At 52.7% G+C, this 16,047-nt stretch carries 15 protein-coding genes; 9 read left to right on the top strand and 6 right to left on the bottom strand.

Features of this window, described 5'->3' with window-relative positions:
- Nucleotides 1-55 precede the first annotated feature (55 nt).
- The 7 genes from yiaK to araD all read left to right on the top strand — a co-directional run bounded on the left by yiaK (nt 56) and on the right by araD (nt 5,981).
- Nucleotides 56-1,054, top strand: a complete 999-nt coding sequence (gene yiaK / locus SAQUA_RS05350) for a 3-dehydro-L-gulonate 2-dehydrogenase (RefSeq protein ID WP_380674060.1) — start codon at nt 56-58, stop codon at nt 1,052-1,054.
- 9 nt (nt 1,055-1,063) lie between these two features.
- Nucleotides 1,064-1,543 (top strand): YhcH/YjgK/YiaL family protein, encoded by a 480-nt coding sequence (locus SAQUA_RS05345; protein ID WP_380674061.1) that lies wholly within the window; start codon nt 1,064-1,066, stop codon nt 1,541-1,543.
- Between the two features lie 279 nt (nt 1,544-1,822).
- The gene (locus SAQUA_RS05340) at nt 1,823-2,278 is read left to right on the top strand and encodes a hypothetical protein (protein WP_380674062.1); all 456 of its coding nucleotides are present in this window, start codon (nt 1,823-1,825) and stop codon (nt 2,276-2,278) included.
- Nucleotides 2,278-3,771 (top strand): FGGY-family carbohydrate kinase, encoded by a 1,494-nt coding sequence (locus SAQUA_RS05335; RefSeq protein ID WP_380674063.1) that lies wholly within the window; start codon nt 2,278-2,280, stop codon nt 3,769-3,771. The genes SAQUA_RS05340 and SAQUA_RS05335 overlap by 1 nt, the downstream gene beginning before the upstream one ends.
- Nucleotides 3,768-4,424, top strand: coding sequence for a 3-keto-L-gulonate-6-phosphate decarboxylase UlaD (ulaD, locus tag SAQUA_RS05330; protein WP_380674064.1), 657 nt, complete (start codon nt 3,768-3,770; stop codon nt 4,422-4,424). The genes SAQUA_RS05335 and ulaD overlap by 4 nt, the downstream gene beginning before the upstream one ends.
- A gap of 1 nt (nt 4,425) precedes the next feature.
- The gene (locus tag SAQUA_RS05325) at nt 4,426-5,286 is read left to right on the top strand and encodes an L-ribulose-5-phosphate 3-epimerase (protein WP_380674065.1); all 861 of its coding nucleotides are present in this window, start codon (nt 4,426-4,428) and stop codon (nt 5,284-5,286) included.
- Nucleotides 5,280-5,981, top strand: coding sequence for an L-ribulose-5-phosphate 4-epimerase (araD, locus tag SAQUA_RS05320; RefSeq protein ID WP_380674066.1), 702 nt, complete (start codon nt 5,280-5,282; stop codon nt 5,979-5,981). The genes SAQUA_RS05325 and araD overlap by 7 nt, the downstream gene beginning before the upstream one ends.
- Nucleotides 5,982-6,047: 66 nt before the next feature.
- On the opposite strand, the gene mscS is transcribed toward araD, so the two are convergent.
- The 4 genes from mscS to epd form a co-directional block, all read right to left on the bottom strand.
- Complete coding sequence (gene mscS / locus SAQUA_RS05315; protein ID WP_380674067.1) at nt 6,048-6,905, bottom strand: small-conductance mechanosensitive channel MscS; 858 nt, start codon at nt 6,903-6,905, stop codon at nt 6,048-6,050.
- A 275-nt stretch (nt 6,906-7,180) separates the two neighbouring features.
- Nucleotides 7,181-8,260, bottom strand: a complete 1,080-nt coding sequence (fbaA, locus tag SAQUA_RS05310) for a class II fructose-bisphosphate aldolase (protein ID WP_380674068.1) — start codon at nt 8,258-8,260, stop codon at nt 7,181-7,183.
- 157 nt (nt 8,261-8,417) lie between these two features.
- Nucleotides 8,418-9,581, bottom strand: coding sequence for a phosphoglycerate kinase (gene pgk / locus SAQUA_RS05305; protein ID WP_380674069.1), 1,164 nt, complete (start codon nt 9,579-9,581; stop codon nt 8,418-8,420).
- Nucleotides 9,582-9,649: 68 nt separating this feature from the next.
- Nucleotides 9,650-10,666: an erythrose-4-phosphate dehydrogenase gene (gene epd, locus SAQUA_RS05300; protein ID WP_380674070.1), complete on the bottom strand. Its 1,017-nt coding sequence runs from the start codon at nt 10,664-10,666 to the stop codon at nt 9,650-9,652.
- A 466-nt stretch (nt 10,667-11,132) separates the two neighbouring features.
- On the opposite strand from epd, the gene SAQUA_RS05295 reads away from it, so the two are divergent.
- Complete coding sequence (locus SAQUA_RS05295; RefSeq protein WP_380674071.1) at nt 11,133-11,420, top strand: putative quinol monooxygenase; 288 nt, start codon at nt 11,133-11,135, stop codon at nt 11,418-11,420.
- A gap of 63 nt (nt 11,421-11,483) precedes the next feature.
- Here the strand turns inward: SAQUA_RS05295 and SAQUA_RS05290 are convergent, their stop codons facing one another.
- Nucleotides 11,484-12,443, bottom strand: coding sequence for a LysR substrate-binding domain-containing protein (locus SAQUA_RS05290; RefSeq protein WP_380674193.1), 960 nt, complete (start codon nt 12,441-12,443; stop codon nt 11,484-11,486).
- An 82-nt stretch (nt 12,444-12,525) separates the two neighbouring features.
- On the opposite strand from SAQUA_RS05290, the gene SAQUA_RS05285 reads away from it, so the two are divergent.
- A complete protein-coding gene (locus SAQUA_RS05285) occupies nt 12,526-13,611 on the top strand; it encodes a tartrate dehydrogenase (RefSeq protein WP_380674072.1) in 1,086 nt (361 codons plus the stop codon).
- A gap of 284 nt (nt 13,612-13,895) precedes the next feature.
- Here the strand turns inward: SAQUA_RS05285 and tkt are convergent, their stop codons facing one another.
- On the bottom strand, nt 13,896-15,890 hold the full coding sequence (tkt, locus tag SAQUA_RS05280; RefSeq protein WP_380674073.1) for a transketolase: 1,995 nt from the start codon (nt 15,888-15,890) through the stop codon (nt 13,896-13,898).
- Nucleotides 15,891-16,047: the final 157 nt, after the last annotated feature.

Below are 16,047 nucleotides of genomic sequence, written 5' to 3'. Positions count from 1 at the left end.
CATATTGAAATATATAGAACACAAAGTATGTAAAGCACCGTAATGGAGAAGTTGCATGAGAGTGAGTTACACAGAGCTGAAACAGCAATTCAAGCGCGTACTACTAGCGCGGGGCGTAGCGGAGCAGACGGCAGAAGAGTGTGCGACCATGTTTGCGGACACGACCGAAAGCGGTGTCTATTCCCACGGTGTGAACCGGTTCCCCCGCTTTATTCAGCAATTGGAAGCCGGTGACATTATCCCTGATGCCGAACCGAGCAAACTGTTGTCTTTGGGCGCGATAGAACAATGGGATGCTCATCAGGGGATCGGTAACCTGACCGCACGAAAAATGATGGATCGTTCCATGCAGTTGGCAGATCAACATGGTATTGGTTTGGTGGCACTGCGGAATGCCAATCACTGGATGCGCGGTGGCGGCTACGGCTGGCAGGCGGCCGAGAAAGGCTACATTGGGATTTGCTGGACCAACTCTATCGCCGTGATGCCTCCCTGGGGTGCCAAAGAGTGCCGGATTGGTACCAATCCGCTGATCGTCGCCGTACCGGGCAATCCCATCACCATGGTGGATATGTCGATGTCGATGTTCTCTTACGGCGCACTGGAGCTCAATCGCCTGGCAGGTAAAACGCTGCCGGTGGATGGCGGTTTTGACAATGAAGGCAACCCAACGCGCGATCCGGCAACGATTGAAGAAAACCGGCGTATTCTGCCAATGGGTTATTGGAAGGGTTCTGCGCTTTCAGTGGTACTGGATATGATCGCCACCCTGCTTTCAGGTGGCTCTTCGGTGGCAGAGGTTACCGAAGATAACCGCGATGAGTATGGTATTTCGCAAGTGTTTATCGCCATCGAGATTGAGCGGTTGATCGACGGCAAAACGCGTGATGAAAAACTGCAGCGCATTATGGACTACATTACCAGCGCCGAACGCGATAACCCCGAAGTGGCGATCCGTTTACCGGGCCACAAGTTCCCTAGTATCCGTGCCGAAAACCAGCGCGATGGCATTCCAGTGGACGACCGAGTCTGGGCACGCATTCAAGCCCTCTAGGAGAATTTGATGATCTTCGGCCATATTGCCCATACGACAGCAGCGCACTATCCCCCGGCGATTGCCAAAGCCGTGGCCTATCTACAGAAAACCGACTTCTCTGCCCTCCCCTCCGGGCGCTATGAAGATGATCAAACCGGTTATATCGTCCAGGTACTGGATTTACATACCCAGACTAAAGATGAATTGCGGCCTGAAGTTCACCGTAAAAATATCGATGTGCAATTTCTGGTTAGTGGCACCGAACTTATTGGTGTTGCCATTGATAGCGGTAATAATATTATTCATCAGGAATTATTAGCGCAACGCGACATTATTTTCTATCAAGACGTTGATAATGAATCCTGGTTAACCATGCACCCTGGTAATTTTGCGGTATTTTTCCCGCAGGATGTTCATCGCCCCGGCTGTATTAATCAATACCCATGCAATATTAGGAAGGTGGTAGTCAAGATCCCAGTGGAGCTATTCTCCGTTATGGCTGAATAAAGATTATATACCTATTTTTTTCCAAGCTGTAGAGAACAGGCAACGTAAGCTGTAAGTTTGTATCTTGAAGAGCGAAGGTGCTTGAGGAAGAAACCAGGGCTAACCCTGGTTATTTTTCCGCGCTAATATCTTAAAGACAATAATAAAAATACTCCACATAGAGACATTAAAAATTCAATTCATACCATTGATGTCATTTGAAATATATAAAACCGATTACCGAAAGTAAAAATGCGAATTAATTTCGCAGCACTCATATTACCTGAAGGTATATATAACATGAATACAGCCTCTGTTTCTATTAGCCATAGCCAAGCCATCCCTAAGTTACGCTGGCTAAGAATAGTTCCTCCTATTCTTATTGCCTGCATTATATCTTACATGGCCCACGTTAAAATCGCGTTTGCCATGCCCGGTGGAATGGATGAGGAGTTGGGGATCATTTCCACCCTTTCTGATCGTACTGGCAAATGCAAAATCTTCGTTTCTCTGCCACTGGCCTGCTTTGCTATCTGCATGGCGCTTTCGGTGCTGCTTAAAGAACACATCTGGTGGCCCTATACCGCATTGGTCAGCTGCGGTGTCTTTATTCAAGCCGCTGCGGGCGTGTTCTGGACCATTCCACCCAAGCTGTTTAACGCCGGGGGCTACAGCCTGGCTGTTTCGTTAGCGATTGCTTCAGTGCTGGCGCTGATGTTGCCGAACAAATGTGACCAAAGCGCGAGGAGTCATTAATGAAATACTGGTTAGGACTGGATTGCGGCGGCACCTTTATCAAAGCTGGCATCTATAACGCTGAAGGTAAAGAGCTAGGGATTGCCCGCAAGAATCTGGCTATCGCTTCGCCCCACCCCGGTTGGGCTGAACGGGATATGCCAACCTTGTGGCAAACCGCCGCCAGCGTGATCCGCGAAGTGCTCAACCATTGTGGTGTCGCAGCACAGAGCATACAGGGGGTGGGCATTTCTGCGCAGGGAAAAGGGCTTTTCCTACTGGATAAACAGGGCCAACCGCTCGGAAATGCCATTCTCTCCTCTGACCAACGGGCGCTGGCTCTGGTACAGGCATGGCAAAAAGCCGGTATCCCGCAGGACTTGTATCAGCAGACCCGTCAGACATTGTGGACCGGCCACCCGGTTTCACTGTTGCGTTGGGTTAAGCAGCATCAGCCTGAACGTTATCAACAGATTGGCAGCGTATTGATGGCGCACGATTACCTGCGCTACTGCCTGACCGGTGAACTGGCCTGCGAAGAGACCAACATTTCTGAATCCAATCTGTATCAGATGGAGTGCGGTACTTATGACCCCGCGCTGGCACGGCTACTCGGTATTGGCGAAATCATACCCGCCCTGCCACCCATCGTAGGTTCAGCGGAGATCGCCGGGCGGATCAATGCCACAGCTGCGGCGGCAACCGGTTTACAACCGGGTACCCCGGTAGTCGGCGGGTTGTTCGACGTGGTGTCTACCGCACTCTGCGCTGGGTTACAGGATGAAACCCGGCTGAACGCGGTGATGGGAACCTGGTCGGTGACCAGCGGGATCACCCAGGCGATAGAGCCCGGCTTCGATTATCCGTTTGTTTATGGCCGTTATGCCGAAGCGGGAAAATACATTGTTCACGAGGCCAGCCCAACCTCAGCAGCCAATCTGGAGTGGTTCTGCCAGCAATGGGGAATACACGACTACGCCGCGCTTAACCACTGTGTAGCGGCTCTGCCTAAAGCGGGCAGCCAACTGTTGTTCACCCCCTTCCTGTATGGCTCCAACGCCGGGTTGGGATTGAGTGCCAGTTTCTACGGCATGCAGGCTTTCCACCAGCGCGAACACCTGATTCAGGCCATTTTTGAGGGCGTGGTGTTTTGCCATATGGCCCATCTGAACCGCATGCGCCAACGTTTTCCGCATACCTCGGCGTTGCGCCTTACCGGGGGCCCCGCCAAATCTGCGCCCTGGATGCAAATGTTTGCAGACGTCAGTGGACTGCCGGTGGAGTTGCCACAGGTGGAAGAAACCGGCTGTCTGGGGGCAGCGATGGCCGCCATGGTCGGTACCGGCGCGTTCAGTGACTTTACTACGGCCCAGCAGGCTCTGGCACCACGCATCGAAACCGTACAGCCGGATGCCTCGGCACGCGAGGCTTACCAGCAAAAATACCAACGCTATCTGGCGCTGGTCACAACCCTACAGACATTGCAGAACACCGATTTCAAGGAGACTTTATGACCACCAAGCCACGCCTGCAACTGGCGCTCGATCACACACGGCTGGACGCTGCTTTGCTCACGGTTGAACGCCTGCATCCGCATGTCGATATTATCGAGGCCGGAACCATTTTATGCATCAGCGCCGGGATCCAGGCGGTTGGCACTCTGCGTGAACGTTGCCCTCAACATACGCTGGTCGCCGATCTGAAAGTTGCCGATGCTGGCACTACTCTGGCCGAGCAAGCCTTTTCACAAGGTGCCAACTGGATGACCGTGATTTGTGCTGCCCCTCTGGCCACCATGGCCGCCGCGTTGGAGGTTGCGGAACGCTATCAGGGAGAGATCCAGATCGAACTGTTTGGCCGCTGGACGCTGGAGGATGCCAAAGCGTGGCGTGCTCTGGGGATCAAGCAGGCTATTTATCATCGGGGACGCGATGCGCAAGCCAGCGGGCAAACGTGGGGCCAACAGGATCTGGACACCATGAAGGCGCTTTCGGATCTGGGTATTGAGCTTTCAATCACCGGTGGTATCACCCCGCCCGATTTGCCGCTGTTCAAACAGATTGCCGTTACGGCGTTTATTGCTGGACGTGCCTTGGCAGAAGCTGCCGACCCGGTTGCTGCTGCACGACAGTTTCACTCCGCCATCAATGAAATCTGGAGGTCTTGATATGCGCCAGCATCCACTGGGAATTTATGAAAAAGCGCTGCCAAAACAGCTGACTTGGCCAGAAAGGTTGGCACTGGCAAAGGCGTGCGGCTTTGATTTTGTCGAAATGTCGGTAGATGAAAGCGATGAGCGCCTGTCACGCCTGAGTTGGAGCAAAGAGCAGCGTCTTTCGTTGGTCAGTGCCACGCTGGAAACCGGCATTACCATACCTTCGATGTGTCTTTCCGCGCATCGTCGCTTCCCGTTCGGCAGCCATGATGAGGCTACGCGGCAGCAAGCTTACACCATCATGGAACAGGCCATTCAGTTGGCAAAAGACGTTGGCATCCGCACTATTCAACTCGCAGGTTATGACGTTTATTACGAGCAACAGGATGAAAGCACCCTCGCCCGCTTTACAGAAGGTATGCATTGGGCAGTAGAGCGAGCCGCCGCCGCGCAGGTCATGCTGGCCGTCGAGATCATGGATACCGCGTTTATGAACTCGATCAGTAAATGGAAAGCTTGGGATGCTTGCCTGGCTTCGCCATGGTTCACAGTCTATCCCGACGTTGGCAACCTCAGCGCCTGGGGGAACGATGTTGCTCAGGAACTTCGGCTTGGCATTGATCGCATCGCGGCAATCCACCTAAAAGACACGCTACCGGTTACCGCTAGTTCTCCCGGCCAGTTCCGCGATGTTCCTTTTGGCGAAGGTTGCGTCGATTTCGTTGCCCTGTTCCGCACGCTGAAACAGCTTAACTATCGCGGGGCATTCCTGATTGAAATGTGGACCGAGAAAGCTGACGAACCGGTAGCCGAAATTGTGCAGGCGCGCCGTTGGATCGAACAGAAAATGCAGCAAGGGGGAATGACATGCTGACTCTGCCACAACTCAAGCAACAGGTGCTGGAAGCGAATCTTGATCTTCCTCGCCACCAGTTGGTGACTTTCACCTGGGGTAATGTCAGTGCCGTCGACCGTGAAAGAGGGCTGGTGGTGATCAAACCTTCCGGTGTGGAGTATCAACACATGACGGTGGTGGATATGGTGGTGGTCGATCTTGCCGCAGGGCATACGGTTGAGGGCAATAAAAAACCCTCTTCGGACACCGCCACTCATCTTGCACTGTACCGCGAGTTTACCGACATAGGTGGCATCGTTCATACCCATTCACGCCATGCCACCATTTGGGCACAGGCTGGGCTGGATATTCCTGCCTGGGGAACCACCCATGCGGACTACTTTTACGGTGCCATCCCTTGTACCCGATTGATGACCGCAGACGAAATTGAACACGATTATGAATTGGATACCGGCAGGGTGATTATTGAAACCTTCCGCCAACGTGACATCAACCCGCTCGATATTCCGGCGGTACTGGTTAACGCCCACGGGCCGTTTGCCTGGGGCAAAGACGCCCATAGCGCAGTTCACAATGCAGTGGTACTGGAGGAAATTGCCTATATGGGGATTTTTTCACGGCAGTTGACGCCGGGGATCGGTAGTATGCAGCAAGTACTGCTCGACAAGCATTACCTGCGTAAGCACGGCAAGAACGCCTATTACGGCCAATAACGGTTGGAGTACTTAGTGTGCCGGATACCAAAGTGGTTGGTATCCGGCGCAGAACGATTATTCAGGCTATTCAGCCGATTTTTCCACGTGGCGGAGATGCACATCCATCTGTGGGTAAGGGATACCAATCTTGTGGGCGTCCAACTGACGTTTAAAGTTTTCCATCAGATCAAAATAGACGTCCCAGTATTCGGCATTAGTGGTCCAGGAGCGGGTCACGAAAATCAGTGAGGAGGGAGCCATTTCCCTCAGGCGCACGGTTACCCCGTTGTCGTGCATAATGCGGCTGTCAGCGGCGATCACATCACCCAGCACTTTCTTCACTAAGTCGATATCGGCATCGTAGGCCACTCCAACATCGATATCAACACGACGGTTCGGCTCACGGGAGAAATTGATGATATTGCCGGAGATAATTTTACCGTTGGGGATCACGATGGTTTTGTTATCTGCGGTACGCAGCGAGGTTGAAAATATTTGCACCTGATCGACCGTACCTGCCACGCCGCCAAGATCGACATACTCACCAGCTCGTAGCGGACGGAAGGCCACCAGCAGCACCCCGGCTGCAAAGTTGGACAGCGAACCTTGCAGCGCCAACCCCACGGCCAGACCGGCAGCACCCAACACAGCTATCACCGACGTGGTCTGTACCCCAACTCGCCCAAGCACGGCAATCACGGTGAATGCCAGAATGCCATAACGCGCCATTGCCGCCAGGAAGTCAGCTACGGTGGCGTCAATGCCCCGCAGTTTCATTACGCGGCTAAGCGCATTGCTGGCAACGCGCGCAATGATCGAACCAATAATAAAAATAACGATCGCAGCAACAACGTTCACCGCATATTGAATCAGCATATCCTGATGGTTTATCAACCAGCTGCTGGCTTCATTAATACTATCCACTACGTTGAGATCTTTCATTCCGACGTCCTACTTTAAATCCCTCTAAAAGGGGAATGGGCAAAATACACTGATAAGACGCAATCAGTAAGGAAACCACGGCTAAGGGTAACCAACATTTGCCTAAGCCGCCAATTGCTAAAATCTGAAAGCGAAATAATTCGCGCATAAGCTGAGTGAAAAAAGCTTAGAGACCGCTTTGAACATTGCTCTACCAGCAACGGAGGATAGTGATGCACAAATAGAAAAGGCCCCCACAGTGGGGGCCTTGAAGCTTAAATACTGACGAGAAAAGATTACAGAACGTCTACAGCGTTCAGCTCTTTGAATGCCAGTTCCAGACGGGTAATCATGGAAGTCTGGGCAGAACGCAGCCATACGCGTGGATCGTAGTATTTCTTGTTCGGCTTATCATCACCTTCTGGGTTACCCAGTTGGCCCTGCAGATAGCCTTCGTTCTTTTTGTAGTAAGTCAGAATACCTTCCCAAGTTGCCCATTGGGTGTCGGTATCGATGTTCATTTTAACCACACCGTAGCTGACCGCTTCTTTGATTTCAGCCGCAGTTGAACCTGAACCACCGTGGAATACGAAGTTCAGCGCATTGTGCGGCAGGTTATGTTTCTTGGAAACATAATCCTGAGAGTCACGCAGAATGGTTGGGGTCAGTTTAACGTTACCTGGCTTGTACACACCGTGCACGTTACCGAAAGAGGCAGCGATAGTGAAACGTGGGCTGATAGCGTTCAGTTTTTCGTATGCATAATCAACGTCTTGCGGTTGAGTATACAGAGAAGAAGCGTCCATGTGGCTGTTGTCCACACCATCTTCTTCACCACCGGTGCAACCCAGTTCGATTTCCAACGTCATACCGATCTTCGCCATGCGAGTCAGATATTTGCTGCAAATCTCGATGTTTTCTTCCAGTGACTCTTCAGACAGGTCAATCATGTGTGAAGAGAACAGTGGCTTACCGGTTGCGGCGAAGTGTTTCTCACCAGCGTCCAGCAGGCCGTCCAGCCATGGCAGCAGTTTCTTCGCACAGTGGTCAGTATGCAGGATCACTGGCACGCCATAATGTTCAGCCATCTGGTGAACGTGGTGTGCGCCAGAGATTGCGCCCAGAATCGCAGCACCTTGTGGAACGTCAGTCTTGATGCCTTTACCGGCGATAAACGCAGCGCCACCGTTAGAGAACTGAACGATAACCGGTGCACGCACCTTCGCTGCTGTTTCCAGTACGGCGTTGATGGAGTCGGTACCGACACAGTTTACTGCCGGCAGAGCAAAGTTATGCTCTTTAGCAATTGCGAATACTTTCTGAACGTCATCACCAGTGATGACACCCGGTTTTACGAAATCAAAAATTTTAGACATGGGGCTTTGTCCTGTTTCGTTGGCCGAATATACCCACCGTCTTTCAAGCTACTGCATGAAAGGTGGCGGGTAGCGATGGATGAATATTGTTTCCCGGCGCCACAGTATGCAACGAGGGATAAAACAAACGGGCAGCTTTCGCCTCCCGTTGTTTGAATTACTTCTTGGCGCGCTCTTCCAGCATCACTACTGCAGGCAGTTGTTTCCCTTCAACGAATTCCAGGAATGCACCACCACCGGTAGAGATGTAGGAGATCTTGTCAGCGATACCGAACAGATCGATTGCTGCCAGAGTGTCGCCGCCGCCCGCAATGGAGAAGGCTTCGCTATCTGCGATAGCACGAGCAACAATTTCGGTACCCTTACGGAAGTTAGGGAACTCGAATACGCCAACCGGGCCATTCCACAGAATGGTTTTGGCGTCTTTCAGGATATTGGCCAGACGCTCTGCAGAGACATCGCCCAGATCCAGAATTTGTTCGTTGTCTTTGATTTCGCTGGCTGGCTTCAGGGTTGCCGTTGCGGTTTCAGAGAACTCAGTGGCAACACGAACATCGGTAGGAACCGGAATATCACAGGTTTCCAGCAGCTTTTTCGCTTCAGGGATCAGATCCGCTTCGTACAGGGATTTGCCTACGTTATGGCCTTGCGCCGCCACGAAGGTGTTGGCAATACCGCCACCGACGATCAGTTGGTCGGCAATTCTGGACAGGGAATCCAGTACGGTCAGTTTGGTAGAAACTTTAGAACCACCAACGATAGCCACCATCGGACGAGCAGGGTTACCCAGCGCTTTACCCAATGCTTCCAGTTCAGCGGACAGCAACGGACCCGCACAGGCGACCGGAGCAAACTTGCCTACGCCGTGGGTAGAAGCCTGCGCACGGTGTGCAGTACCGAAGGCGTCCATCACATACACGTCGCACAGCGCCGCATATTTCTTGGACAGGGTTTCGTCGTCTTTTTTCTCGCCTTTGTTGAAGCGCACGTTTTCCAGAACAACCAGTTCGCCTTCAGCAACCTCTACACCGTCAAGATAATCCTTCGCCAGACGTACCGGAGACTTCATATGCTCTTTCAGGTAGTTAACCACTGGCAGCAAGGAGTATTCTTCGTTGTACTCACCTTCGGTAGGACGGCCCAGGTGGGACGTTACCATGACGCGCGCGCCTTGCTTTAACGCAGCTTCGATAGTCGGCAGGGAAGCACGGATACGTGCATCTGAAGTCACTTTACCGTCTTTTACTGGTACGTTCAGATCGGAACGGATCAGAACACGTTTACCTGCCAGATCCAGATCGGTCATCTTAATTACAGACATGGTGAACCCTCTTTGTTGATTCTCTATAAAGTTGCCTGAAAGACACATCGATACCAAGCCGATGCTGCCTAAAAACCGCTTGCGGCCATTGCCTGTGTTGTATCCAACATCCTGTTGGCAAAGCCCCATTCGTTATCGCACCAGACCAAGGTCTTTATCAGGTGCTGCCCACTGACCCGAGTCTGCGTTCCATCAACGATGGCGCTGTGTGGGTCATGGTTAAAATCTATCGAGACTAATGGTAGTTCCGTGTAGTCAACTATACCACGAAATGATCCCTGTGCTGCCTTTTGCAATAGCTGGTTGACCTCTGTCACCAACACTTTGGCACTGACACTGACGCTAAGATCGATAGCCGTAACGTTAATGGTCGGTACACGCACCGAGATCGCCTCAAAACGATCGCAGAACTGCGGAAAGATACGCGTAATCCCCGCCGCCAGCTTGGTGTCGACAGGAATAATCGACTGGCTCGCTGCTCGAGTGCGCCGCAAGTCCTGATGATAAGCATCGATCACCGGCTGATCGTTCATTGAGGAGTGGATGGTCGTCACTGTGCCGGATTCGATACCAAAAGCATCATCCAGCAGCTTGATAATCGGAATAATACAGTTGGTGGTGCAGGACGCATTCGACACTATGCGGTGCTCACCACGCAGTGTCTGGTGGTTGACCCCAAACACAATGGTGGCATCCAGATCGTTACCACCGGGGTGGGCAAACAGCACCTTTTTGGCACCAGCAGCCAGATGAGCCTCGCCATCTGCCCTGCTGCCATACACACCGCTACAGTCCAGTACCACATCCACGCCCAACTCGCCCCAAGGTAGCTGTTGCAACGCAGGCTGATGCAGTAAGCGAATATTGTCATCCCCAACGGAAAGAACATCCCCTTCCTGACGAACATCCCAGGCAAAGCGACCATGGCTCGAGTCGTACTTCAGTAGATGAGCCATCCCTTCGGCATTGGCCAGTTCGTTGATGGCGACGACTGAAATTTCGGCGCGTCGTCCCGATTCATACAGTGCGCGTAAAACGCTACGGCCGATGCGGCCAAAACCGTTTATCGCTATGCGGATTGTCATGCTATTCCCTGATAAAGGGCCTTCCCCACCGGGGATATTCCCCTCAGGGCTGGCGCAGACTGGTTATCATTACTCGCATAGAGTACGTTAGCCAACTGCCTACTGTGAATCGCTGTATTGCATTATTCATCAAACCTTGTCGCTTATCGCAACCACTCACTCAGCTATTCAGTGAAATTCAGCACCAACTGAAACGCTTCAGCCGAGCATAAACCAAAGTTTTGTCAAAAGGAACAGGCGCGACGAGAAGCCTGTCATGTAGGCGCAATTTTGCGAAAATAAAATGATCTAGCGCACATTTTTGCCCGCCATCATGAGCGTGGGATTATGGCAAAAGCACGCAAAAACTTGCTGGTAACGATAAGTGCACCATAATGTGCTCAGCGTTCGTTGGGTAAAGCGCTTGGAGCGCAGGTAACAACGCTGCTGTTTGCAACACAATAGGTATTCATAACAAGGAGCCAAAATGAGTGAAGTCAAAGTAGTCGCCCTGATCAAAGCCAACCCGGAACATCGTGCCGCCGTGGACAAAGCCGTGCGCGCAATGGTTGCACCAAGCCGTTCTGAGCCAGGCTGTATCCAATATGATTTGCATGAAGAACAAGGGCATCCGGGCGCGTTTGTGTTTATCGAACGCTGGACTTCAGAACAAGCGCTGAAAGAACATATGGCAATGCCTTACCATGATGCCTTCCTGGCAGAACTGGAAGGCAAACTGGTCAGTCTGGAAGTGAAAAAACTGACTCAGCTGTAATCGTTCACTTTAGGCTGTGCTCCTCAACTGCATATGAGGGATGCGGCCTAACCCTTTGTTGTTCTAGCGCCGGAGCAGGTATTCAGATAGCGGGGCTACCTCTCCGTAATGTTGTTGGAAATAACTGCGCAGGAACTCGACAGTGACCCGTATTTTTGCCGAAGTTGCCAAGCGCGAAACGTAGACTGCCCAGATATTCGCGGGTTGCGTGTACTCTGGCAGGATCTGCACCAACCGGCCATGCTCAATACTCTCTTTCACATCCCACAATGATCGCAGCGCGATCCCCTGCCCATCCAGACACCACTGATGCACAATCTCCCCGTGATTTGAAGAGAGAGCGCCGGTTACTTTGACCGTTTCTTCACCGCCGGGGCCCTGCAACCGCCAAAGCCCGAATGGATGGTCGCGCTCCTTGATCACCAGACACGCCCGCCCGGAAAGCTCACTCAGACTCTTGGGCACCCCGTGCTTCGCCAGATATTCTGGCGCTGCGCACAAGATACGGTGGTTGTGCGCCAGCTTGCGCGCAATCAGGTTGGGAGCGATATCATCACCAATGCGAATATCCAGATCGAATCCTTCGCTGACCATATCCAGCAAACGATCTGACACATCCAACCGTAGTTCCAGCCCTGGATATTGCACGGCCAGTTCAGACAGTGCCGGAGCGACAAAGCGCCGGCCAAAACCAAAACTGCTGACAATGCGCAACATACCCTGTGGCGCCTGCCGGGCCTCGGACATCTCGTCCATCATTTGGTCCACATCGTTAAGAATGCGCTGAGCCCATTCGTAAATACGTTCGCCATCTTCGGTAATCGCTACCCGGCGGGTAGTTCGATGCAGTAACGAGACTTCCAGCGTCTTTTCCAGCAATGCAATGCGCTTACTGATGAAGGCGGGTGAAACACCAAGTTCTTCCGCTGCGGCAGCAAACCCCGCGCGGCGTGCCACCAACACGAACACCCGAAGATCGCTCAAAATAGGCATATTGTTCATGATTCGTGTTTTATGTTTCACCATTTGCATTATTGATTATAAAACAGTCAATTATAGGATGAATGGGATGTCAACGTTCTCTACCAATAAGTGAGACCTCTGTATGAGCAAAACCTATAAAATAGCCGCGATACCCGGAGACGGTATCGGGCAGGAAGTGATGCCTGAAGGCCTACGCGTATTGCAGGCAGCGGCTACACGTTGGGAACTGTCGCTAGAGTTTGAAACCTTCGATTGGGCCAGCTGTGATTATTACCAACAGCATGGTCAGATGATGCCGGAGGATTGGTTCGAACAGCTAAAAGGCTTCGACGCGATCTATTTTGGTGCCGTTGGCTGGCCGGATAAAGTACCCGACCATATCTCACTCTGGGGCTCATTACTGAAATTCCGTCGCGACTTTGATCAATACGTCAACCTGCGTCCAGTGCGTTTATTCCCCGGCGTCCCCTGCCCACTGGCCAATAAAAAACCGGGAGACATCGACTTCTATGTGGTGCGGGAAAACACCGAGGGGGAATATTCCTCATTGGGTGGACGCATGTTTGAAGGTACCGATCGTGAGATGGTGATCCAGGAATCGGTTTTCACCCGCCACGGTGTGGATCGCATCCTGAAATATGCCTTTGAGCTGGCCCAGCAGCGCCCGCGTAAACGCCTGACCGCTGCCACCAAATCCAACGGTATGGCCATCAGCATGCCTTATTGGGATGAGCGCGTCGCCGTTATGGCACAGCAGTACCCTGAGATTGCCTGGGACAAACAGCATATCGACATTCTTTGCGCCCGCTTCGTGCTGAACCCGGAACGCTTTGATGTAGTGGTTGCTTCCAACCTGTTTGGCGATATCCTCTCCGATCTTGGTCCAGCCTGTGCGGGTACCATCGGCATTGCACCGTCAGCCAACCTCAACCCGGATCGTCACTTCCCGTCACTGTTTGAGCCGGTACACGGTTCCGCGCCGGATATTTTTGGCAAGAACATCGCTAACCCAATAGCCATGATCTGGACAGGAGCGATGATGCTCGATTTTCTTGGTGATGGGGACGAATGCTATCGCCAGGCGCACGACGGCATACTCGCGGCGATTGAACAGACCATTGCCAGTGGCCCACGCACGCCAGATCTGCAAGGCCAGTCCTCAACTCAACAAGTCGGTCAGGCTATCGCCGCCCAACTGCTAGGCTGAGTCCCTTAACTGGACGCAAGCGCCGCTGGTGGTCATTTTTTTAGATTGAGCAGACAGAAAAAAGCTTTGTCTCAGGCAAAAATAAAGGGGCGAAAATATTCGCCCCTCAGACTGCTGACAAACCCCGTTATTAGGGAGAGCGTGCCGATGGGGTCGTAACGGCGTAAGCCGTCGGAGCGCCCCTCGGTGCGCTAGGCCCGGGTATCTCGGGTCAGAAGGCGACTTTGTCATCAACCTCAAAGGGGCGAAAATATTCGCCCCTTATGCTTAATAACCGTTAGGGGTTATTTCAGCAACGCTTTGGCCTTGGCCACAACGTTATCAACAGTGAAACCAAACTCTTTGAACAGCAGTTCTGCCGGAGCAGACTCACCGAAGGTGGTCATGCCAACAATCGCGCCGTTCAGGCCGACATACTTGTACCAGTAATCTGCAATACCGGCTTCTACTGCCACACGCGCCGTCACGGCGGCAGGCAACACAGATTCACGGTAGGCAGCATCCTGCTTGTCGAACGCATCGGTAGACGGCATGGAAACCACGCGCACTTTACGCCCTTCGGCGCTCAGTTTATCCGCTGCTTCCACGGTAATGCCCACTTCAGAGCCGGTAGCAATCAGGATAACTTCTGGCGTACCCACGCAATCTTTCAGCACATAGCCGCCACGATAGACGTTTGCCAACTGCTCGGCGGTACGTGGTTGCTGAGTCAGGTTCTGACGGGAGAACACCAGCGTAGTCGGGCCGTCATTACGCTCGATGCCGTATTGCCAGGCAACAGCAGACTCTACCTGGTCACAAGGACGCCAGGTGCTCATGTTCGGGGTCACGCGCAGGCTGGCCAACTGCTCTACCGGCTGGTGCGTCGGGCCATCTTCACCCAGACCGATGGAGTCGTGGGTATAGACAAACAGGTTGCGGATCTTCATCAGCGCCCCCATACGCACCGCGTTACGGGCGTATTCCACAAACATCAGGAAGGTAGCAGAGTACGGCAGGAAGCCACCGTGCAACGCGATCCCATTGGTGATGGCGGTCATGCCGAATTCGCGCACGCCGTAGTGGATATAGTTACCTGCCTGATCGTCGCTCAGCGACTTGGAACCAGACCACATTGTCAGGTTGCTCGGTGCCAGATCGGCAGAGCCACCGAGGAATTCCGGCAGGATTTTACCGAAGGCTTCCAACGAGTTTTGAGAGGCTTTACGGCTGGCAATATTGGCCGGGTTGGCCTGCAATTGCTCAACGAATTTCTTCGCTTCGGCTTGCCAGTTGGCAGGCAGTTCACCGTTGATACGGCGTTTGAACTCGGCAGCCAGCTCCGGGAAAGCCTTAGAGTAGGCAGCCAGTTTCTCGTTCCACGCAGCTTCTTTGGCTTTGCCTGCTTCTTTGGCATCCCACTGGGCATAAATGTCCTGCGGGATTTCGAAAGCGGCATATTTCCAGCCCAGAGCTTCACGGGTGGCGGCAACTTCCGCTACGCCCAATGGTGCACCGTGCGAATCATGGGTGCCCGCTTTGTGTGGTGAACCGAAACCAATCACGGTCTTGCACATCAGCAGAGAAGGCTTGTCGGTGACTTTATGTGCTTCTTCAATCGCTGCCTTGATCGACTCGCTGTTGTGGCCATCAACGCCACGCACCACGTGCCAGCCATAGGCTTCGAAACGTTTGGCGGTATCATCGGTGAACCAGCCTTCAACGTGACCGTCAATGGAGATACCGTTGTCGTCGTAGAATGCCGTCAGTTTACCCAGCTTCATGGTACCGGCCAGCGAACAGACTTCGTGGGAGATGCCTTCCATCATGCAGCCATCACCCATAAAGGTGTAGGTGTGGTGGTCGACAATCTCGTGCCCTGGGCGGTTAAATTGCGCCGCCAGAGTGCGTTCGGCAATGGCGAAGCCGATAGCGTTGGCAATACCCTGCCCCAGTGGGCCGGTGGTGGTCTCTACGCCAGGGGTATAACCGTACTCCGGGTGACCCGGGGTTTTAGAGTGCAGTTGACGGAAGTTTTCCAACTCGCTCATCGGCAGATCGTAACCGGTAAGGTGCAGCAGGCTATAAATCAGCATTGAACCATGGCCGTTGGAAAGGACGAAACGGTCACGATCAGCCCATTGTGGGTTGGTAGGGTTATGGTTGAGGTAGTCACGCCACAGGACTTCGGCGATATCGGCCATGCCCATCGGGGCTCCAGGGTGGCCGGAATTGGCTTTTTGTACGGCATCCATGCTGAGTGCACGGATAGCGTTGGCAAGCTCTTTACGAGAGGACATGTTTTACTCCAGGTCGGATTAATAAAGCAGTCAAGTTTTCTATTTTCTCAGACTAAGCATGAAAACGGCAATCCCTAATACGAAATGTGATCAAAATCACAATTTATTAGCAATTCAGGGCAGCTTTTCAGATTACATCTATTTTATTGAAGCTGTG

The sequence above is a fragment of the Serratia aquatilis genome, assembly GCF_044865145.1.
In the GTDB taxonomy this organism is placed as follows: Bacteria; Pseudomonadota; Gammaproteobacteria; order Enterobacterales; family Enterobacteriaceae; genus Chania; species Chania aquatilis.
The sequence above is the reverse complement of the archived record's forward strand: the minus strand, read 5'-3'. Positions and strand labels throughout refer to the sequence as shown.